Consider the following 20,158-nt stretch of genomic DNA (forward strand, 5'->3'; position numbering starts at 1 on the left):
TCGGGCTCAGCCCGTGGCCTTCTTGACGAACTCCGTGGTGTACGTCTTGCCGAGGTCGATCGTGGCGTTCTTGATGTTGGGGTTGAACGCCTTGAGGACCTTCTCGACGGTCTGTGGACCGTCCTCGGGCATCACACCGTCCTTGGTGAACATCGGCAGCGTGCTCTTGATCGCGCTCGCGTAGAGCGTCCTGTCGCCCTTCGAGTAGTCGGCCGGCATCTTGGCGGCGATCTCGTTCGCGGAGTGCGCGGACATCCACGTGAGGGTCTTGACGAACGCGTTGGCAAGCTTCTGGACGGTGTCCTTGTGGCTGTTGACCCAGTCCGTCTGCATGTACAGGCTCGACGACGGGTACGGGCCGCCCAGTGCCTCCTGCGACCCCTGCGGTGTCCGCATGTCGACGAGCACCTGGCCGAGGTTCTTCTGCAGGACGGTGGCGACGGTCGGGTCCGTGGTCATGCCGGCGTCGATGGAACCCTGCTGGAGCGCGGAGATGAACGTCGGACCGGCGCCGACGGCGACCGGGCTGAACTCGCTGACCTGCACGCCGTTCTTGACCGCGAGGTACTTGGTGAGGAAGTCGGTGGAGGAGCCGAGACCGGTGACGCCGAGCTTCCCGCCCTTGAAGTCCTTGGGCGAGGTGATGTCCTTGGCGCGCTTTTCGGAGACGATCTCCACCTCGCCGGGTGCGTGCGAGAACTGCACCACGGACTCGACCTGCTTGCCCTTGGTCTGCAGGTCGAGCGTGTGGTCGTAGAAGCCGACGGCACCCTGCACCTGGCCGGAGACGAGCGCGGTCTCGGCCTGCACACCGGCCGGCTCGCTCAGCAGTTCCACGTCCAGGCCTTCGGCGTCGAAGTAGCCGAGCCGCTGGGTGAGCATGGCCGGCAGGTAGATGACCTTGTCCAGGCCACCCACCATGATCTTGACCTTCTCGCCCTTGCCGTCGCCCTTGCTGCCGTAGTCCGACGAGGCGGTGGTGGCCGCGTCGTTGGCGCAGGCGGTGAGCGAGGTGACGGCGAGCAGGCCGGCCGCGGCGAGGGCGGCGATTCTGGCGGAGTTGCGCATGGCGGTTCACGTCCTTGTGGGAGGGCGGTGCGGGGTGCGAGCGGATGCTCGAGGAGGTGTTGAAGGAAGCTTCCGGGGCGGTCAGTGCCCGGAGTCCGACGGCTTCCAGCGGAAGATGCGGCGCTCGGCGAAGGTGAGCAGCCCCTCGGCCAGCAGCGCGACGACCGCGAGGATGACCATCGCGGCGTAGACGCCGGCCGCGTTGAAGGTGCCCTGCGACTGGGCGACGAGCAGACCGATGCCCTTCGTCGCGCCGATGTACTCGCCGACGATGGCGCCGATGAGGGCGAAGCCGAAGCTGACGTGGAGGCTGGTGAAGATCCAGGAGGTGGCCGACGGAATGACGACCTGGAGTGTCACCCGGCGGTCGCTGGCGCCCAGGATGCGGGCGTTGGCGACGAGGTTGCGGTCGACCTCGCGGGCGCCCTGGAAGGCGTTGAAGAAGACCGGGAAGAAGACCAGGACGACGGCGGAGGCGACCTTGGAGGACGGTCCGAGTCCGAACCAGATCACGAAGATCGGGGCGAGGACGATCCTGGGTATGGAGTTGAGCACCTTGATGTAGGGACCGAGGACATCGGCGAGGAAGGCGATCCGCCCGAGCGCGATGCCGAAGACGACACCGGCGATCACGCCGAGGATCCAGCCGAGCAGTGCCTCGTGGAGGGTGACCCAGATCTGTTCGCCGAGCGCTCCCTGTGCGGTGCCGTGCATCACCCAGGTGGAGATCTGGTCCCAGATCTTCGATGGCATCGAGAAGTTGAACGGGTCGATGACCTGGCTCCGGGAGAGCACCTCCCAGAGGCCGAGCACGGCGACCAGGAGCAGCACACGGACCAGCAGGACGACGGCCTTGCGTCTGCGGGCGGCACGCGCGCGTGAGTGGGCGCGGCCGGTCTTGGCGGTGTCGACGGGAGCGGGCGCGGAGACGACATCAGGCGACATGGGCGGCACCCCTCTCGCGCGTGATGCGGACCTCTTCGCCCAGGGACTCCCAGATCTCGCGGTAGATCTCGATGAACCGCGGCTCCAGGCGCACCGACTCGACCTTGCGCGGGCGGGGCAGGTCGATGTCGAAGACCTGCTTCACGGTGGCGGGACCGGCGGTCATCACGACCACCTTGTCGGCCAGCGCGATCGACTCCTCCAGGTCGTGGGTGACGAAGACGACCGAGGCGCCCGTGCCCTCCCACAGCTCCAGCAGCTCGTCCGACATCAGCGCCCGGGTCTGCACGTCGAGCGCCGAGAACGGCTCGTCCATCAGCAGGATCTCGGGGTCGTTGACGAAGGTGGCGGCGAGGGCGACACGCTTGCGCTGACCGCCGGAGAGCTGGTGCGGGTAGCGGTCCTCGAAGGCCGCGAGCCCCACCCTGGCCAACCACTCACGGGCCTTCTGCCTGGCCTCCGCATGCGGCAGGCCGCGGAAACGCGGACCCGCCATGACGTTGGACAGGACCGTGCGCCAGGGGAACGTGGCGTCCTGCTGGAAGACGAAACCGACCTTGTCCCCGACTCCCGAGACCGGCTCCCCGGCCACCAGGACGTCACCCTCGGTGGGCTCCTCCAGGCCGCTGACCAGGGTCAGGGTCGTCGACTTGCCGCATCCGGTGGGTCCGACGACGGCGACGAACTCGCCGCGCCCGACAGTCAGGTCCAGGTCCCTGACAGCCGTGTGCAGACCACCTGACGGGGTCCGGAAGGTCTTGCTCGCGCCCCGTAGCTCGATGGCGGGGCTGGTGTCTGCGCTCATGGCCCGGGACGGTAGGCGGGGCGCGGGCCACGGCAGGAGTCTTCCGGGCGCAACCTCGACTTCTGCTTGCAAGAGTCTGTTGTGCTCTTTTTGCTCGCGCTACAACTGCGGAGCCGAAACACGGGCGTAACGCCCGCACGGCCTGGGGAGAAAGAGGCCCGATGATTGACGTCCTGGTCGTGGACGACGACTTCCGTGTCGCCGAGATCAACGCCAAGTACGTGGGAAAGGTTCCCGGCTTCCGGGTCACCGCCCGCGCGCACAGCGCTGCCCAGGCGCTCACCGCAGTGGAACGCGCCCCGATCGACCTGGTGCTGCTCGACCACTACCTGCCCGATCAGACGGGGCTCGACCTGGTCCACCGCATGCGCGACCGCGGCCACGGCACGGACGTCATCATGATCACTGCCGCGGGCGACGTGGCGACCGTCCAGGCCGCCATGCGTCTGGGCGCCCTGCACTACCTGGTCAAACCGTTCACCTTCGCGGCCCTGCGCACCCGTCTCGACTCCTACGCCGCCCTGCGCCGCACCGTCGACCGTGTCGGCGGCCGGGGGGTGGCCGGTCAGGAGCAGGTGGACCGGATCTTCGGCGCCCTGCGGACCACGCCCGCGGTCCCGTCGCCGAGGCTGCCCAGCGGCCACTCCGAACCGACGACGGACCTCATCTGCGAGGTGCTGCACCGGGCCGGCCGGCCACTCTCCGCGCACGAGGTGGCGGCCAGGACGGGCCTGAGCCGCTCCACCGCCCAGCGCTATCTGCGACACCTCGAACAGGCGGGCCGGCTGTGCCTGTCCCTGAAGTACGGCGACACGGGGCGGCCCGAACACCGGTACGCGTGGGTGGCGCCGTAGCTCTCGAGAGGGCGCCCCGGCTCGCGGGTACGCGGGCGGGGCGCCCGTCGGTCAGACCGCTCCCGCTCCGGTCAGTGACCGCACCTCGGTCTCCGCGTACTGCGTCTCGTCCGGCGCTTCGGGTGAGGTGACCGTGCCGAGCCAGCCCGCGAGGAAGCCGAGCGGGATGGAGACGAGGCCCGGGTTCTGCAGCGGGAAGTACTGGAAGTCGACGTCAGGGAACAGCGATCCCGGGCTGCCCGAGACGACCGGGGACAGCAGCACGAGCGCCAGTGCGGGCACGAGGCCGCCGTAGACCGCCCAGACGGCGCCGCGAGGGGTGAAGCCGCGCCAGAAGAGCGTGTACATCAGCACCGGCAGATTCGCCGACGCCGAGACCGCGAAGGCGAGCCCCACAAGGAAGGCCACGTTGAGGTCGCGGACCAGCAGGCCGAGAACGATCGCGACCACGCCGACACCGACGGCGGCGGCCCGCGCGACCGCCACCTCGCTGCGCGCCTTGCCGCCACGGCGCCGCAGTGAGGCGTACAGGTCGTGGGCGACGGAGGCCGAGGCGGCGAGGGTGATCCCGGCGACGACGGCGAGGATCGTGGCGAAGGCGATCGCGGCGACCATGGCGAACAGCACCGTCCCCCCGGTGGTGTCCGCACCGCCGCCCAGTCGCTGCGCCAGCAGCGGTACCGCCGTGTTCCCGGACGCGTTCGACGCGCGCACGGCGCCGGGCCCGACGACGGCGGCGGCCCCGAAGCCCAGCACGATCGTCATCAGGTAGAAACCGCCGATGAGCCCGACCGACCAGACGACCGAACGGCGGGCCGCCCGCGCGGTCGGCACCGTGTAGAAGCGGGACAGGATGTGCGGCAGCCCGGCCGTACCCAGCACCAGTGCGAGGCCGAGGCTGATGAAGTCGATCCGGGCGGTCCAGTCCCCGCCATACCTCAGCCCGGGGGCGAGGAAGGCCTCCCCGTGCCCGCTCCGCTCCGCCGCCGTGCGCAGCAACGCGTCGACGTCCCCGTGGAAACGCATCAGCAGCGCAGCCGTCAGCGCGACCGTCCCGCCGAGCAGCAGGACCGCCTTGACGATCTGGATCCAGGTGGTGGCCCGCATCCCGCCGAGCGCCACGTAGATCACCATGAGCGCGCCGACGACGACCACCGTCCAGGCGCGCGCCGCCGTGGTCGTCCCCCCGAAGAGCAGCGCCACGAGACTGCCCGCGCCGACCATCTGCGCCACCAGGTACAGCACGGACACCGTCACCGAGGAGGTGCCCACCGCGATCCGCACCCGTCGCTCGCTCATCCGTGCCGCGACGACGTCGGCGAGCGTGAACCGCCCGCAGTTGCGCACCAGTTCGGCGACGAAGAACAGCACCACCAGCCAGGCGACGAGGAAGCCCACCACATAAAGGATGCCGTCGTACCCGAAGAGCGCGATGAGCCCTGTCACGCCCAGGAAGGAGGCCGCCGACATGTAGTCGCCGGCGATGGCAAAACCATTCTCCATCGGTGAGAACAGCCGCCCGCCCGCGTAGAACTCCTCCGCGGACCCATGCCGGTCACGGCTCACCCACGTGGTGATCGCCAGGGTGATCGCGACGAACACGCCGAACAGCAGCAGCGCCGGCGTCTGATGGTGACCGGTCACCGCTCGTCACCCCTGAGCGGCCGTGTCAACTCCTGGGTGTCCCAGCGCAGATCCAGCGCGGCGCGGTCCCTGCGCAACCGTGCGTGCCGGGCGTAGGCCCACGTGAACAGGAACGTCGTCAGGAACTGTCCGAGCCCGGCCAGCATCGCCACGTTCACGGCTCCCGCGACCGGCCGCGCCATCAGCCCCGGTGCCGCCTGGGCGGTCACCACATAGCCCACGTACCAGGTGAAGAAGACCACGAGCCCCGGAACCACGAACCTCCGGTACCGACTGCGCACCTCCCGGAACGCCACGCTCCGCTGCACCTGGACATAGACGCCGGCGGCGCGGTCGGCGTCCTCATCGTCCCGGCGCGCGGACGGCACGACCACGGCAGGGGCGCCCGTGCCGTCCACTTCGCCCCAACCGGATGCGAGCGCGTCGTACCAGGGGTCGTCGTACTGCGCCTGTCCGGCCGGTCCCGCGCCCGCCAGGGCAGGATCACAGCCGTGGCCATTCTCGACCGAACTCTCGGGACCGTCTCCGCCTCCGCGGAAACGATCATGGTTTGACCTCATGCCCAAGCATGGACAGAGCGGGTGGATCCCAGACCTTCTTCTCCCCCCGCTTCACCCCATCAGGTGACCGACTGCGACGGGCGCCGGACCTCCCACCGGGCCTCACAGCTGGGCGGTGGACACGGAACGATCGCCGGACCAGGATCCCGCCGCGCACCAGCCGGGTGGCGGCGAGGGCGGGGAACAGGGCGGAGCCGTCCTGACGCGCGCCGATGCCGAGGAGACCGACGCGCAGGGCTGTGCCGACGATCCACACCGCGACGCCCGCCTCGGTGCCGCGGCTCCCGACCGTGCCGACCGGCTCGGTCCGTATGCGGTGGCCCAGGCCCGGCCGGCACCGGTTGCCGGCCCGATGAGCGGCCCGGCCCGACGAGCGGGGCGGACTCGGCGGGATGACGGGGGGGGCGACCGCGCCGGGCTCGCGTACGGCCAGGAAGACCAGGTGGGCAGGCACGGTCCGGCAGCGACGGCCGGCCGGGATCCGGGGCCCCGCCACAGCACTAGGCGTCGATGCGGGACCTGTCCAGCGTCGCCGCCGAGCTGGAGATGAACTCCTTGCGCGGTGCCACGTCGTTGCCCATGAGAAGGTCGAAGACCTGTTCGGCGGCTTCCAGGTCGGAGAGGTTGATCCGGCGCAGGGTGCGGTGGCGCGGGTCCATCGTCGTCTCGGCCAGCTGGTCGGCGTCCATCTCGCCGAGGCCCTTGTAGCGCTGGATGGAGTCCTTGTGGCGGATGCCCTTGCTCTGGAACTCGAGGAGCTTGTCGCGCAGCTCGCGGTCGGAGTACGTGTAGACGTACTTGTCCTGGCCCTTCTTCGGCTGGATCAGTTCGACGCGGTGCAGCGGCGGCACCGCGGCGAACACCCGCCCCGCCTCCACCATGGGCCGCATGTAGCGGTGGAAGAGCGTGAGGAGCAGCGTCCGGATGTGGGAACCGTCCACGTCGGCGTCGGTCATCATGATGATCTTGCCGTAGCGGGCCGCGTCGAGGTCGAAGGTCCGGCCGGAGCCCGCTCCTATGACCTGGATGATCGCGCCGCACTCGGCGTTCTTCAGCATGTCCGTGACGGACGACTTCTGGACGTTCAGGATCTTGCCGCGGATCGGCAGGAGCGCCTGGAACTCGGAGTTCCGCGCGAGCTTCGCCGTGCCGAGCGCGGAGTCGCCCTCGACGATGAACAGCTCGCTGCGGTCGACGTCGTCGCTGCGGCAGTCGGCCAGCTTGGCGGGCAGCGAGGAGGACTCCAGAGCCGTCTTGCGGCGCTGGGCGTCCTTGTGCTGGCGGGCCGCGATACGCGTGCGAGCGGCGGCGACGGCCTTCTCCAGCACGACCCTGGCCTGCTGGGCGGCATCGCGCTTCGTGGAGGTCAGGAACGCCTTGAGCTCCTTGGAGACCACGTTCGCCACGATGCGGCGCGCCGCGGACGTACCGAGGACCTCCTTGGTCTGCCCCTCGAACTGCGGCTCGGCCAGGCGCACCGTGACGACCGTGGTGAGTCCCTCGAGGGCGTCGTCCTTGACGATGTCGTCCTCGGCGACGCGCAGCAGCTTCTTGGCGCGCAGGACCTCGTTCATCGTCCTGGTGACGGCCTGCTCGAAGCCGGCGACGTGGGTGCCGCCCTTGGGGGTGGCGATGATGTTCACGAACGACCTGAGCGTGGTGTCGTAACCGGTGCCCCAGCGCAGCGCGACGTCGACGCCGAGCTCCCGGGTGACTTCGGTGGGCGTCATCTGGCCGTGGTCGTCCAGGACGGGGACCGTCTCCTTGAAGGTGCCCTGCCCGGAGAAACGGAGGACGTCGCAGACCGGCTTGTCGCTCGCCAGGTACTCGCAGAACTCGCTGATACCGCCGTCGAACCGGAAGGACTCCTCGCCCTTGCTGCCGCCCTCGCCCAGCCCGTACTCGTCGCGGACGACGATGGTGAGGCCGGGCACCAGGAACGCGGTCTGGCGGGCACGCTGGTGCAGCGTGTCCAGGGCGAGCTTGGCGTCCTTCAGGAAGATCTGACGGTCGGCCCAGTAGCGCACGCGCGTGCCGGTGCGGGTCTTGGGGATCTTCCTGGTCCTGTGCAGGCCGCTCTTGGCCTCGAACCTGGCGTCCGGGCCGTCGCCCGCGAAGACTCCGGGAACGCCGCGCCGGAAGCTGATCGCGTGCGTGTGGCCGGCGCGGTCGACCTCGACGTCGAGACGTGCGGAGAGCGCGTTCACCACGGACGCGCCCACGCCGTGCAGACCGCCGGACGCCGCGTAGGAGCCGCCGCCGAACTTGCCGCCCGCGTGCAGCTTGGTCATCACGACCTCGACGCCGGACAGGCGGGTCTTGGGCTCGACGTCCACCGGGATGCCCCGGCCGTTGTCCCGCACCTCCACCGAGGCGTCGTCGTGCAGGATCACCTCGATGTGGTCGCAGTAGCCGCCCAGGGCCTCGTCGACGGAATTGTCGATGATCTCCCAGAGGCAGTGCATCAGGCCCCGGCTGTCGGTGGAGCCGATGTACATGCCGGGGCGCTTGCGTACGGCCTCGAGGCCCTCGAGGACGAGCAGGTGCCGCGCGGTGTAGTTGGAACCGTCCCGGTCTGCTCCGGTCAGCAGCGCTGTGGACGGCACGGACGTCTCGGCGGTCACGCGGTTCGCTCCTCGCTGAATTTCAGGGGCCCCTCTGGGACAGGGGGTCGGCTTCGGTCGCCGGTCCGAGGGTACCGAGGCCTGGTAGAGCCGTTGTAACGCCACCCTCGTCAACAACTCAGACTAGTCCACAGTCGTACGAGCGTTCGATCCTTCTGTGGGGGTGAAGTGCATATCACGTTCCCTTGGAGGCATGAACCATTTAGCCTCGGGGCACGTCCTCATGCACAACCGGCACCCCGCCGGGAGGACGGACAACCGACACACAGCGCGAACCCGTACGACACAAGAGACGTAATACGGCACATTCGCCGCCAACCGGCAGCAGACAGCCGGCTCGGAAAGATTTTTTTTCGAGGAGAAGCCGGGAGCGGGAACGTTTTCGGCCTGGTTGGATGTTGACCCTGGTACGACAGCTCGTCGAGCTAGAGAAGAGGCGACGTGACTACTGTTCTGACCCCCGCGAGCCCGCTGACGGCCGCTGACCGCTGCGACCGTTGCGGCGCCCAGGCGTATCTGCGCGTCGTCCTCCTGAGCGGCGGAGAACTGCTCTTCTGCGCCCACCACGGCCGCAAGTTCGAGCCGGAACTCAAGAAGATCGCCGCTGAGATACAGGACGAGACGGAACGGCTCACCTCCGTTCCGACGAACGCGTCCGACGAGGAACGCTGACCCCTCGCGTCCTCGACGAGCCGGCACCGGCACCGAGGCCGGTGAACGGGCGGCCATCCCATCCGGGAAGTGGCCGCCCGTACTCGTAGGACGCGCAGGGCCGGCGTCCTCATGGCGCGCATCGACCGCACACTCCGTGCCGGCGCCGATCCGCAGGTGTGCCCTTTCGCACCGGGTTTCATACGGGGCGGGACGGCGTCCGGAGGCGCCGCCCTCAGTGACCGCCCCCCAGCGCCTTCGCGGCCTGCGACACCCGCGTGTAGACACCGGGACGACCCGGCTGCCCGCACCCGCTTCCCCACGACACCACGCCGATCAGGCGCCCCTTGGCTACCAGCGGCCCGCCGCTGTCCCCCTGGCAGGCGTCATGGCCGCCTTCCGGCGCCCCGGCGCACAGCATGGAGGACGCGTCGTACCTGCCCTCCAGACCGCCGGGGTACGCCCGCTCACAGGTCGCGTCCGTCAGAACCTGAAGGTTCGCGGCCCGCAGGCGGGTCGTGTAGTCGGCATTCCCGGTGATGTCCCCCCAGCCGTACACCGTCGCGGGCGTGCCCGGCCTATAGGCCGGGTCACCAGCCGGTGCCATGGGGATGACCGAGCTCTCGGGGAGCGGGGAGGCGAGGGTGAGCACGCCGAAGTCCCCGGCGTTCGTGTAACTGTTGTACTGCGGATTGACCCATGTGGAGGTCACGGGGATCTCCTTGCCCTGGCCGGACGTGAGGTCCGTGCGGTCCGCGATCACCTTCAGATCCCGCAGCCGCCCCGACGGCCCTCCCAGGACGGCCGGGCTCAGACAGTGCGCGGCGGTCAGGACCGTGGAGCGGCCCACCACCACGCCTCCGCAGAATTGCCCCGCCCGGGTACCTCCGAACCGGTCACGGCTGGACAGCGCGACTGTCCACGGACTCTGTGAGACATCGGCCGGAACCCCTCCGATGACAACGCTGTCGGCCGTCGCCGGCGCGGGGGCCGCAAGCTCTGTCAGGGCTGCCGCGGCTGCGAGTGCCAGGCATCGGGCGTAGGGGCGACGCATGCGCTCTCCTCACTGTCGGATCGTCGTAGAACACCCACAGTGATCCAGCTCACCGCATCCCGCACATGCAAAGGGGCCGCCTCTCGTAGAAGACGGCCCCTGATGACGTACGGCCGAGGCCTAGTCGAGGTAGTCGCGCAGCACCTGGGAGCGCGACGGGTGGCGCAGCTTCGACATCGTCTTGGACTCGATCTGGCGGATGCGCTCACGGGTGACGCCGTACACCTTGCCGATCTCGTCGAGGGTCTTCGGCTGACCGTCGGTGAGACCGAAACGCATGGAGACGACGCCCGCCTCGCGCTCGGACAGGGTGTCGAGCACGGAGTGCAGCTGCTCCTGCAGCAGCGTGAAGCTGACCGCGTCGGCCGGGACGACGGCCTCGGAGTCCTCGATGAGGTCGCCGAACTCGCTGTCGCCGTCCTCGCCCAGCGGAGTGTGCAGCGAGATGGGCTCCCGGCCGTACTTCTGAACCTCGATGACCTTCTCCGGGGTCATGTCCAGCTCCTTGGCCAGCTCCTCCGGGGTGGGCTCGCGGCCCAGGTCCTGGAGCATCTGGCGCTGCACACGCGCGAGCTTGTTGATGACCTCGACCATGTGCACCGGGATACGGATGGTGCGGGCCTGGTCGGCCATGGCACGGGTGATCGCCTGACGGATCCACCAGGTGGCGTACGTGGAGAACTTGTAGCCCTTGGTGTAGTCGAACTTCTCGACCGCACGGATCAGACCGAGGTTGCCCTCCTGGATCAGGTCCAGGAAGAGCATGCCGCGACCGGTGTAGCGCTTGGCCAGGGAGACCACCAGACGGAGGTTGGCCTCCAGGAGGTGGTTCTTGGCGCGTCGGCCGTCCTCGGCGATGATCTCCAGCTCGCGCTTGAGCTTGGGGGCGAGCTTGTCGGCGTTGGCCAGCTTGTCCTCGGCGAAGAGGCCCGCCTCGATGCGCTTGGCGAGCTCGACCTCCTGCTCGGCGTTGAGCAGGGGCACCTTGCCGATCTGCTTCAGGTAGTCCTTGACCGGGTCCGCGGTGGCACCGGCGGCGGCGACCTGCTGCGCGGGCGCGTCGTCCTCGTCCTCGTCGGAGAGCACGAATCCGGCGTTCTCCGTGCCCTCGGGCTCCTCGCCGGCCTTGACGGGGGCGTCCTCGAGAACCTCCTCGTCGAGCAGCTCGACGTCGTCCTTCTTGGCGGCGGTCGTCTTCTTGGCCGCCGTCTTCTTGGCGACGGCCTTCTTCGCGACCGTCTTCTTCGCTGCCGCAGCCTTCTTGGCCGCGGTCTTCTTGACGGGCGCGTCCTCAGCCGGGTCGTCGGCGACCGGAACTGCCGGAGCGGCGGGGGCGGCGGCCTTCTTGGCGGTCACCGCCTTCGCCGGGACGGACTTGGTGGCGGTGCGCTTGGCCGGACTCTTCGCTGCGACGCTCTTGCGGGTGCGCTTGGGCTCTGCGGCACTGACCATCAGCGTCACACCCTCTTCCTCGAGGATCTGGTTGAGGCTGCGCAGTACGTTCTTCCACTGAGTGGCCGGAATCTGGTCAGCTTCGAAGGCCCGACGCACATCGTCGCCGGCGATCTGCCCCTCAGCCTTTCCCCGCTCAATGAGAGCCATGACAGAGACGGACTCGGCGATCTCCGGCGGGAGCGTACGGGATGTGCTGGCCGACACGAACAACCTCTCGGAACGTTGGAAAACGGCTTCCGGCCCCATCCACGACGGACAGGAGCCGACCGCCGGCTTGGGGATGGGCCGACGGCGCGGGCGGGGGCCGGGAAGATGCACAGCGCCGCGAGCGGCGTCCGTATTCCCTCCTCGGCTATCACCTCTTAGGTCATCGCGCAGCCCCGAAGAGCGTTACGCCCAATCTGCGTGGCCCGGATCACATCCCGTAACCGCTCAAAAACGTCCAGATGCGGGCAGAGGTGGTCGCGGACGCCGCTGCCGACGCTTCGTCGCCGACGGTTTCACACCCTCGCGTATCCAGGAAGCCGGATCCGACACAGGGAATCCGTATCCGACACCGGCAGTCCCTCGCCGGCTCGGAGGACCCGCGGTCGGCACCGGGTCCGCCGACGGCTGCGACACCTCGTCTCGGGGCGGGGTCGCCGGTCTCCGTCGGGCTCCGCCGGGTCCCGGGAGGATCCGACGGAGTCCGACGGCGGGCGTGCGGCGCTCCGCGGCCACCGGCCGCGTGGGCCGGGGTCGCCCGACACGGTACCCACCCCTGGTCGCATCGCAGGCGGCGTGCGGTCTCAGTGCTCGCGGGGCGCGGGCACCACGCGCTCCACCTCGGGGTGGACGGTGAGCAGTTGCCGCATGGCACCCTCGGCGGCCGCGCCGTCGCCCGCGGCGAGCGCGTCGACGATACGGGCGTGCTGCGACAGGGCCGCGTCGTTCGGGCGGTCGCACCCGGTGACCGGGCCGCCGGAGACCTGGAGCGCGGCCGAGACGATCCCCGAGAGGTGCTCCAGCATGCGGTTGCCGGCGACCTGGATGAGCAGCGAGTGGAACTCCGCGTCGGCGCGCGAGAAGGTCAGGGAGTCACCCTGCCCCATGGCGTGACCCATGATCTCGACCATGTCGCCGAGCCTCTGCTGCACCTCCTCACGCCCGTGCCCGGCGGCGAGGCGCGCGGCGAGCGGCTCGATGGTCCAGCGCAGCTCGCTCAGCTCGCGGCGCTGGTCGTCGCGCTGCGGCCCGAAGGCGCGCCACTCGATGATGTCCGGGTCCAGGAGGTTCCAGTCGCTGACCGGGCGTACGCGTGTGCCGACGTTCGGACGGGCGCTGACCAGGCCCTTGGCCTCCAGGACGCGCAGCGATTCACGGACGACGGTCCGGGAGACCTCGAAACGCTGGCCGATCTCCTCCGGCACCAGCGGGCGGTCGGCCCCCAGATCGCCCGAGACGATCATCTGGCCCAGCTGCTGGACCAGTTGGCCGTGCAGTCCGCGTCCGCGGCTGCCCGTGGCGCGCCGGCCGACGCGGCCGAGCTCCTGGTCCCCGCCCTCCCACGAGGGAGCACCGACGCGGTCGGCGGCGGGCGCCTCGGCGTAGGGGTAGCGGTCGAGTTCGCCCGGTCCGGCCAGGCCGGAGTCTGCTGAGCGGGCGGCGGTCATCATGGTGTGCGCAAGGGTACTCACGGATCCTTTGTCGGCGCCCTGTCCAACTCCCTTGAGGTCTTTGGTGAAAAGCACACGAAAGGGTGATCGCTCACGGCGTCGCAATTGACGCCTTATCGGAAAGAAATGGGCGCTTTTCAGGGGAGTTGTGACACGCGGGGACCGGATCGGCGTGCACTGTTGTCACCGGGCCCTGCTACGCAGGCTTGTGATCAGGTACGCGCACAGCAGTGCGGACAGGGACAAGGTCAGTGCTCCACCCACGGGTTGAGCGATCAGGTGCGCCGCCGCGGCCAGATACCGCTCCCCGCCGAAAGGCCACCGCAGCAGCGCCAGGGTGTGCATCCGCTCGGCGAAGCCCGTCGCCGCCCGCACGGACGGCCCCGTCAGCGCCTTCTCGACCAGGGGTACGACGACGACCGGCACCGCGAGGACGGCGGCGAGCCCCGCCGACGTGGACCGGAAGAGACCGGCGGCCAGCACACCGGCCCAGGCGCATCCTGCGACCAGCCCGCACCAACTCGCCGCAAGCGGAAGCCAGTCGGTGGGAGCACGGGCGACTTCCCGCCCGTAGACGAAGTGGAGCGCCAAGAGGTCGCAGACGGCGGTGAGGGCGGCCAGTGCCAGTGCTGTGGCTCCGGCGACGAGGAGTTTCGCGGTGAGCAGTCCCAGGCGGCGGGGGACGGTGCCGCGGTCCGCCGCCAGGGAGGGGTGGCGGAACTCGTCGCCGAAGGCGAGAGCGCCCAGCAGTCCGGCGCCGAGCCCCGCGGGCGGCAGGGGGAGCTGGTGCGGCCAGGCGGCCAGCAGACGGGGCTGCGGAGTGTGCCCGGTGCGGGCCAGGAGGACGCAGAGGAGGACCGAGCCGACAAGGACGGCGGCGGCGGTGGCGTAGCCGGTGCCGATCCCTGCGGCACGGCGCAGCTCGTAGCGCAGCGGACGCAGGGGACTCGGGGTGGACCGGACACTGACGGGCGGCGGCAGCGGCGGCGGCAGGTCGCCCTGCCGCGGTGTCCCGGCCGACGGGGGCGGGGCGGTCCGGGCACCGGTCGGCCCCATGTCGGCGACCTCGTCGGCCAGTTGGTGGACGAGGATGCCGTGCCGGAAGGCCGCCTCCCCGATGTCGGCGCACGTACTGCCGTACACCGACAGCCGGTTGCCGTCCTCCTGGACGATCTCCACGGAACGCTGAGCGGCTCTGGCCTCCTTGGCGAGCAGCGCGCCGAGGCGGGCGGCGTGCGGACTGCGAACGGCCACGCGGGGGCGCAGCCGGGTGCGGGCGAAGTCGGCGGCGGGCTGGTCGGCGAGGAGGCGGCCCTGGTCGAGGGTGACGACGTGATCGGCGGCGCGCGCCGCCTCCTTGGGGTCGGCCGTGGTGAACAGAACGGTGCCGCCCTGGGCGGCGTGCGCGCGCAGAACGCCGTGCAGCCAGCGCCCCTCACGGGCGGAAAGCCCGCCCGCGGGGTCGTCGAGCACGAGCGTGTGCGGGTCGGCGAGCAGAGAGCAGGCGAGACCGAGGCGGCGGTCCATGCCGCGCGAGAGGCCGCCGAGGCGCTGGTCGCGCAGCCCGGCGAGTCCCACCGCGTCGAGGACCTCGTCGGCGCGACGGGCCGGCACGCCCGCGGCGGCGCTCAGCATGCGCAGCTGTCCGCGGACCGTGCGCGCGGGGTGGCCCGGCATATCGCCGAGCAGAACGCCCACCTCACGGGCGGGGTGGGCGATGCGGTGCAGTGGACGCCCCCGGAAGTAGGTGATGCCGCGGCCCGGCTGAAGTTCGAGCATGAGCCTGAGCGCCGTCGTCTTGCCCGCACCCGGGGCTCCCAGAAGCGCGGTGACGTGGCCTGCGTGGGCCTCGAAGGACACGTCGTCGACGGCGGGCGGAAGGTCCTTGCGGGGGGTGCTGGTCAATCCGATCGCCTGGATCACTCGAAGCAAGATAGCGCGGTATGCCAGTTTTGTCGGGAACCTTGCGGGCGGATCGGCTCTCATTTTAATGAGAAATAAGATGATCGGACGTACATCCGGAGCGATTGCCGGCAGTCGGCGGTCAGACCTCAGGACGCAGCATCGGCGGGTTGAGCAGCGTGGCGCCGCCCGCGCGGAAGAGCTGTGCGGGGCGGCCCCCCTGCCGGGTCGTCGTACCGCCCGTGGGGACCAGGAAGCCGGGGGTACCGGTCACCTTGCGGTGGAAGTTGCGTGGGTCGAGCGCCACGCCCCACACGGCCTCGTAGACCCTGCGCAGCTCACCGACGGTGAACTCGGGAGGGCAGAAAGCAGTGGCCAGCGAGGAGTACTCGATCTTGGATCGGGCACGTTCGACACCGTCCGCGAGGATCTGGGCGTGATCGAAGGCGAGCGGAGCCACCGGCTCGCCGGCGCGGCCGTACCCGCCCTGCTGCAGCAGTTCCTCGACGGGCGCCCAGCGCACGTTGCTGGCGTCGCCGCCGGCCCGGGGCGCGGGCAGGTCGGGGGCGAGCGCGAGATGGGCCACACTCACCACCCTCATCCGCGGGTCGCGCTTGGGGTCGCCGTACGTGGCCAGCTGTTCCAGGTGCGCGCCGTTGTCCTGGGCCGGTGCGGAGGGGTCGTGGGCCCGCAGTCCCGTCTCCTCGGCCAGCTCGCGCGCGGCGGCCTGCGCCAGGTCCTCGTCCGCCCGGACGAAGCCGCCCGGCAGCGCCCACCGGCCCTGGAAGGGCGGCTCGCCCCTGCGTACCGCCAGCGCACACAGGGCGTGACGACGCACGGTCAGCACGACCAGGTCCACGGTGACGGCGAAGGGCGGAAAGGCTGACGGGTCGTAGGGCATGCCGCGATCATAGTCGTCTGCCTGACGATAAACACTCCCTTCCGAGCCCGCTTCGTCAGCCGGTCCGCCTGTGTCCGGCACAGGTCTCATCGACGGCCGCCCTCCGTTCTGCCGCGCCACGTCATCGGAGGTCACACACCCAGCTGCAGTCCTTCGGCGGCCTCCTCCACCATGGCGAGGCCGAGCCGGCCCACGCGCACGGAGAAGGGGGCGCCGGCGAGCCTCAGTCCGGTCAGGACGATCTCGCCGAGCGGGGCGCTGCGGACGGGACAGAGGGTCACCGTCCCGGCGGGCGCGTCGGGCCGGATTCCGGCGAGCGCGGTGAGCAGGAGCACCCCGGCGGCGGCCGCCGTGGCGGCGGGCCGGCAGGCCGCCGGATGCGGCAGCGGTGCGCCTCCTTCCGTCCGGGGCTCGCCGGCGAACATCTCGGGCAGCCGGTATCCGAACGCCTCCGCCGCCACCAGCATCCCGCCCAGCAGTCCGCCCGCCTCCTTCTCGTAACCGGCGGCGGCCAGCCCCGCGACGGCGACCGCCGTCTCCTGGACGCGCACCGCTCCCGCGCGGTGTCCGAAGGGGTTGTACGCCGCCTCCCTGGCAGCCAGGCCGCGCAGTCCCCAGCCCGAGTCCATGGCGGGGCCGCCGAGCAACCGCGCGAGCTGCTCGGTGCGTACCTTGTCCAGCAGGCCGGGCGCCAGGGTGCCGCAGCCGAGCAGTCCGGTGTCGAGGAGATGGGCGACGCTCGCCACGAGGTGCGGCACGAGACGGCCGTCCCTGGTCCGGGCGGCCGCCGGTCTGCCACCCGAGCGGTCCTCGATCCAGAAGTCCTCGCAGAACGCGTCGCGCAGCTCCTCGGCCCATTCGCGCAGCTCAGCCCCTCCGGATCGTCCGCAGGCGTCGAGCAGGTCCGCGCCGACCACAGCGGCGCGGTGGGCATGCGCCTGAGTCTCGCAGCGCAGCGGCCCGGCCGGCTGCGGATCGGGGAGGTAGAGGCCGTCGCCGACGGTGGTACGCAGCCACCGCAGACAGTGCTCGGCCGCCGGCAGCAGCTCCTCCGTCTCCCGCTCGGGAAGCCCCCAGCGCCAGGCCTCCGCGAGGAGCACGGGGAACAGCAGGGTGGCCTCGGTGCCCGTGCAGCCCGGTGGCAGATGCGCGCCCGCGTCCCGGCGGGGCCCCGGGATCATGCCCGAGCGGAGGCCCGGGCCGCCGAGTTGGGTACGGGCGAGGATCCGCAGCGTGCCCGCGGCCAGCCGGGTGCCGAGCGGCAGCGTCATCCGGGCCGCCGCCAGCGACTCCGCGGGCGCCGGGCCGCAGCGCCACGGTGCTCCGGCCGCCAGCTGCGCGTCGGAAGGGTGCGCCGGGTCCCGGAGCAGCAAGGCCCGGAGGTCCTCTACACAGGTGTGCAGCAGCGGCCGGATGCGGGGGTCGTCCCCCGTGGCCCGGGCCTGCGCGAGCGGGCTCGTCGCGCCACGTCCCACCGCTCTGGCCGGGCCCGCACCGTCCGACCGCACCCGTAGCTCCACGCTCCGCGTACCGCCGGGGGGCAGTTCCAGCTCCCAGCGCAGGAGTCCCGCCGAGGCGAGGGCGTCCGTGGGGGGCGGTGCGACCGTGACCGCGCAGTCGCCCTTCCGACCGGACCAGCGCAGCCCGGAGTCATGGACGGTGGCCGGGAGTTCGGGCCCGGTGCCGCCCGAGGCGATCTCTCCCAGCTCCGCGAGGTCCGTGCCGAGAGCCACCTCCACCGGCAGCCGCAGCGGGCGCGGGGCCGCGCTGTGCAGGGTGATCCGCTCTCTGCCGTCGGCATACCGGACACGCTCCACGACGACGTCGGGATCCGGTCCCGCGTCGGGGGACGCGTGCACCGTCCCCACGAATCGGGCCCGGTCGGCCGCGAGCATGCGGGCCTGCACGGGGAGCGGCTCGCGCCCGGCCACCCGCACCTGGCAGCGGGAGAGCACGCGCCGCCCCGCGCGGTAGAACCCCTGCAGGCCCTGTCCCGTCAGCTGTCCCTGCTCCGTGGAGATCACAAGACCTGGCAGGGCGACGCAGATCAGCGAGGTGTGGGCGGGCGGCAGGTCGGAGGCACGGCGCGGCGGAGCGGGCGGGGGCGGCGGGCAGGCCTGGAGCCGGTCGGCGTGCGGGGCAGGAGCCGGTGGGGTCCCCGGCAGCCTGGACGCGGCCGGCGGGGCGCCCGTGGACGGGCCGGACGACGCCGAGGAGCCGTGGCGGGGACGCCGGTTGCCGTCGGGAGCGAAGAACGGTGCGGGCAGGGGCATGGGGCGGCTTTCTCTGCGCTCGGTACGCCGGGGTGTGCTCGGAGCCGGGGAGCGGCTCCGGAAAGGGTCGTGAGCGATGCGGCGGCGCGACCCGAGCACGGGTTCCGCCACTCAGGTGAACGGGCCGTGCCTGCCCGGGGTCACGCCCGCGGGCGGGGAAGCCGACCGAACGGCGGTACGCCGCGCGGCAGGACGTGCTCATGTGCCGCCCTCCTCCGTACAGCGGCCGGAACGACGGCGGGCACCGGACCGGCCGGTCTCCTCCGTCGTTCCCCGCGCCCCTTCGCCACCGGGAGGGTTGTCGGCGGGGCGCCGGTGACGGACGCCGGGCGCCTTGACGGGGCCACGGGTGGCCCTGCTTCCGCTCGCCGGACGGACCGGACGCCTGCGCCGCGGAGCGCCAGGGGCGTGGGCGAGCTGCTGCGGGACGGGTGCCCCGTCCGCGGCGGGGGGCGCGGCCCCGCCCGGGAGCCCGGCCCCGTCGTCGGGCTCGGCGACGGGCCTCTGGTGCTTCTCTTCGCGGCCCGCCCGTTCCGCACGCAGGCAACGGCGGACGGTCTCCGGGCTGAGGCCCTCGTTGCAGGCCTGGTGCAGCAGGCGGGCGAAGAGGTAGTCCGGGTCCGCGCCCAGGGCCATCGCGAGGGCTTCCCGGGCCTCGAGCTCGTCACCGGTCGACCAGGCGACCCATCCGGCGAGCGTCAGCGGCGCCGCGGCGTGCTCCCCGTACGAGCCGACGCAGCGGCGGGCCAGGGCACGCCACAGCCGCAGCGCCACGGCGGCCTCCGCACCCTCCATCCACTCCGCCGCACGGTCCCGGGTCATGCGGTCCTGGAGGCCGACGATCAGGGCCGCGGCCTCGTCGTGGCCGAGCAGTTCGTCGTCGCGCCGGTCCGCCGCCGGGGCTCCGGCCACCGGCGGGGCCTCGGCAAGTCGGGCCATGACCCGCTCGGCGAGTGCGAGCGTCTCGGCGGCGGCCTCGTCACGGGTGCCGTCGTCCAGCATTCTCCGGACCAGCGCCATGCTCGCGGCGTCCAGCGCCACTTCCTGATCGAGAGCGGCCGCAGTCTGCCGGGGGCTGAGCCTGGCCCGGAACTCCTTGAGCGTGCCGCGCACCTGGAGGCCCGCGTAGGCCGCGGCGGCGGCCAGCACGGAGGTGCCGGGCAGGCCCATCGGCTGCCCCTCGGGAGGACAGCAGCCGGGACCTGGGCACACGTAGGACCAGAAACGGCCGCCGGAGAGGCACAGGGCTTCCACCACGGGGGCGTCGAGACTGCCGCAGGTCGTGCGCAGCGACTGGGCCAGTGGCCGAAGGCGCTCCATCACGTCGCGTCCCGTCTCACCGCTCGATGGTTCCTGGACGAGGTAGGCGACCATGCTCTCCGGCCGGGCTCCTCTGCGTTCGCTGCCGGTCACCAAGCCGTGCGCCAACTGCCGCGCCGCGGACGGCCAGTCGCCGGACTGGGTGGGGATGCCGAGCCGTGCTCGCCCGCCGAACCTGCCCCACCCGTCCCGGTCGTGCAGTGCCACCAGCACGATGCTGTCCTCCGGGCGGTACCCGAGCAGGTACGGCAAGGCGTCGGCCAGCTCGGCCGGAGTGCGCAGCGTGACCTGGGTCTCGCCGGGACCTCCCGCCGGGCGGCCGTGTCCGCGGTGCGCGGTGGGCTCGCCGCTGTGGTGTGCGGATCCGTGCATGTCTCCGATGCCGGAGGGGCCGGCCGCTTCGTCGTGGTTCGTCATGCGGCGACCATCTCGCGGATCTTGGAGTTC

The 20,158-nt window shown here is 71.3% G+C and carries 16 protein-coding genes; 2 read left to right on the forward strand and 14 right to left on the reverse strand.

Translation table 11 applies throughout. The features are described from left to right. Positions 1 to 6: 6 nt before the first annotated feature. From AC5WS8_RS10285 to AC5WS8_RS10295, 3 genes are all read right to left on the reverse strand, one after another. A complete protein-coding gene (locus AC5WS8_RS10285; protein WP_496103009.1) occupies positions 7 to 1,068 on the reverse strand; it encodes an ABC transporter substrate-binding protein in 1,062 nt (353 codons plus the stop codon). A gap of 81 nt (positions 1,069 to 1,149) precedes the next feature. Beyond that, entirely contained in the window at positions 1,150 to 2,013 is an 864-nt protein-coding gene (locus AC5WS8_RS10290) for an ABC transporter permease (protein ID WP_496103010.1), read from the reverse strand. Continuing rightward, a complete protein-coding gene (locus AC5WS8_RS10295; protein ID WP_496103011.1) occupies positions 2,003 to 2,818 on the reverse strand; it encodes an ABC transporter ATP-binding protein in 816 nt (271 codons plus the stop codon). The genes AC5WS8_RS10290 and AC5WS8_RS10295 overlap by 11 nt, the downstream gene beginning before the upstream one ends. A gap of 161 nt (positions 2,819 to 2,979) precedes the next feature. Between AC5WS8_RS10295 and AC5WS8_RS10300 the strand changes: the two genes are divergently transcribed. Further along, positions 2,980 to 3,672 carry a response regulator gene (locus AC5WS8_RS10300; RefSeq protein WP_496103012.1) on the forward strand — a complete coding sequence of 231 codons (693 nt, stop codon included), beginning with the start codon at positions 2,980 to 2,982 and terminating at the stop codon, positions 3,670 to 3,672. 51 nt (positions 3,673 to 3,723) lie between these two features. On the opposite strand, the gene AC5WS8_RS10305 is transcribed toward AC5WS8_RS10300, so the two are convergent. Genes AC5WS8_RS10305 through AC5WS8_RS10320 form a run of 4 tightly spaced genes read right to left on the reverse strand, consistent with a single transcriptional unit; the run spans position 3,724 to position 8,500 of the window. After that, positions 3,724 to 5,316, reverse strand: a complete 1,593-nt coding sequence (locus AC5WS8_RS10305) for a monocarboxylic acid transporter (protein WP_496103013.1) — start codon at positions 5,314 to 5,316, stop codon at positions 3,724 to 3,726. Beyond that, complete coding sequence (locus AC5WS8_RS10310) at positions 5,313 to 5,876, reverse strand: DUF485 domain-containing protein (RefSeq protein WP_496103014.1); 564 nt, start codon at positions 5,874 to 5,876, stop codon at positions 5,313 to 5,315. Before AC5WS8_RS10310 ends, AC5WS8_RS10305 begins: the two co-directional genes overlap by 4 nt. After that, positions 5,860 to 6,330 (reverse strand): hypothetical protein, encoded by a 471-nt coding sequence (locus AC5WS8_RS10315; protein WP_496103015.1) that lies wholly within the window; start codon positions 6,328 to 6,330, stop codon positions 5,860 to 5,862. The genes AC5WS8_RS10310 and AC5WS8_RS10315 overlap by 17 nt, the downstream gene beginning before the upstream one ends. Positions 6,331 to 6,376: 46 nt before the next feature. Further along, the gene (locus AC5WS8_RS10320; protein WP_496103016.1) at positions 6,377 to 8,500 is read right to left on the reverse strand and encodes a DNA gyrase/topoisomerase IV subunit B; all 2,124 of its coding nucleotides are present in this window, start codon (positions 8,498 to 8,500) and stop codon (positions 6,377 to 6,379) included. 441 nt (positions 8,501 to 8,941) lie between these two features. Between AC5WS8_RS10320 and AC5WS8_RS10325 the strand changes: the two genes are divergently transcribed. Further along, complete coding sequence (locus AC5WS8_RS10325; protein WP_496103017.1) at positions 8,942 to 9,172, forward strand: DUF7455 domain-containing protein; 231 nt, start codon at positions 8,942 to 8,944, stop codon at positions 9,170 to 9,172. A 214-nt stretch (positions 9,173 to 9,386) separates the two neighbouring features. Here the strand turns inward: AC5WS8_RS10325 and AC5WS8_RS10330 are convergent, their stop codons facing one another. The 7 genes from AC5WS8_RS10330 to AC5WS8_RS10360 form a co-directional block, all read right to left on the reverse strand. Then, entirely contained in the window at positions 9,387 to 10,205 is an 819-nt protein-coding gene (locus tag AC5WS8_RS10330; protein WP_496103018.1) for a serine protease, read from the reverse strand. Positions 10,206 to 10,325: 120 nt separating this feature from the next. Next, positions 10,326 to 11,864 (reverse strand): RNA polymerase sigma factor, encoded by a 1,539-nt coding sequence (locus tag AC5WS8_RS10335; protein WP_496103019.1) that lies wholly within the window; start codon positions 11,862 to 11,864, stop codon positions 10,326 to 10,328. Between the two features lie 584 nt (positions 11,865 to 12,448). After that, positions 12,449 to 13,336 carry a FadR/GntR family transcriptional regulator gene (locus tag AC5WS8_RS10340; protein ID WP_496103020.1) on the reverse strand — a complete coding sequence of 296 codons (888 nt, stop codon included), beginning with the start codon at positions 13,334 to 13,336 and terminating at the stop codon, positions 12,449 to 12,451. A gap of 162 nt (positions 13,337 to 13,498) precedes the next feature. Then, positions 13,499 to 15,238: an ABC transporter ATP-binding protein gene (locus AC5WS8_RS10345; protein WP_496103021.1), complete on the reverse strand. Its 1,740-nt coding sequence runs from the start codon at positions 15,236 to 15,238 to the stop codon at positions 13,499 to 13,501. 121 nt (positions 15,239 to 15,359) lie between these two features. Next, the gene (locus tag AC5WS8_RS10350) at positions 15,360 to 16,118 is read right to left on the reverse strand and encodes an NUDIX hydrolase (protein WP_263232473.1); all 759 of its coding nucleotides are present in this window, start codon (positions 16,116 to 16,118) and stop codon (positions 15,360 to 15,362) included. A 131-nt stretch (positions 16,119 to 16,249) separates the two neighbouring features. Next, the gene (locus AC5WS8_RS10355; protein WP_496103022.1) at positions 16,250 to 18,391 is read right to left on the reverse strand and encodes a glycogen debranching N-terminal domain-containing protein; all 2,142 of its coding nucleotides are present in this window, start codon (positions 18,389 to 18,391) and stop codon (positions 16,250 to 16,252) included. A 198-nt stretch (positions 18,392 to 18,589) separates the two neighbouring features. Further along, positions 18,590 to 20,128 carry a DUF4192 domain-containing protein gene (locus tag AC5WS8_RS10360; protein ID WP_496103023.1) on the reverse strand — a complete coding sequence of 513 codons (1,539 nt, stop codon included), beginning with the start codon at positions 20,126 to 20,128 and terminating at the stop codon, positions 18,590 to 18,592. Positions 20,129 to 20,158 lie beyond the last annotated feature (30 nt).

Source organism: Streptomyces sp. PTL18, from assembly GCF_059510295.1.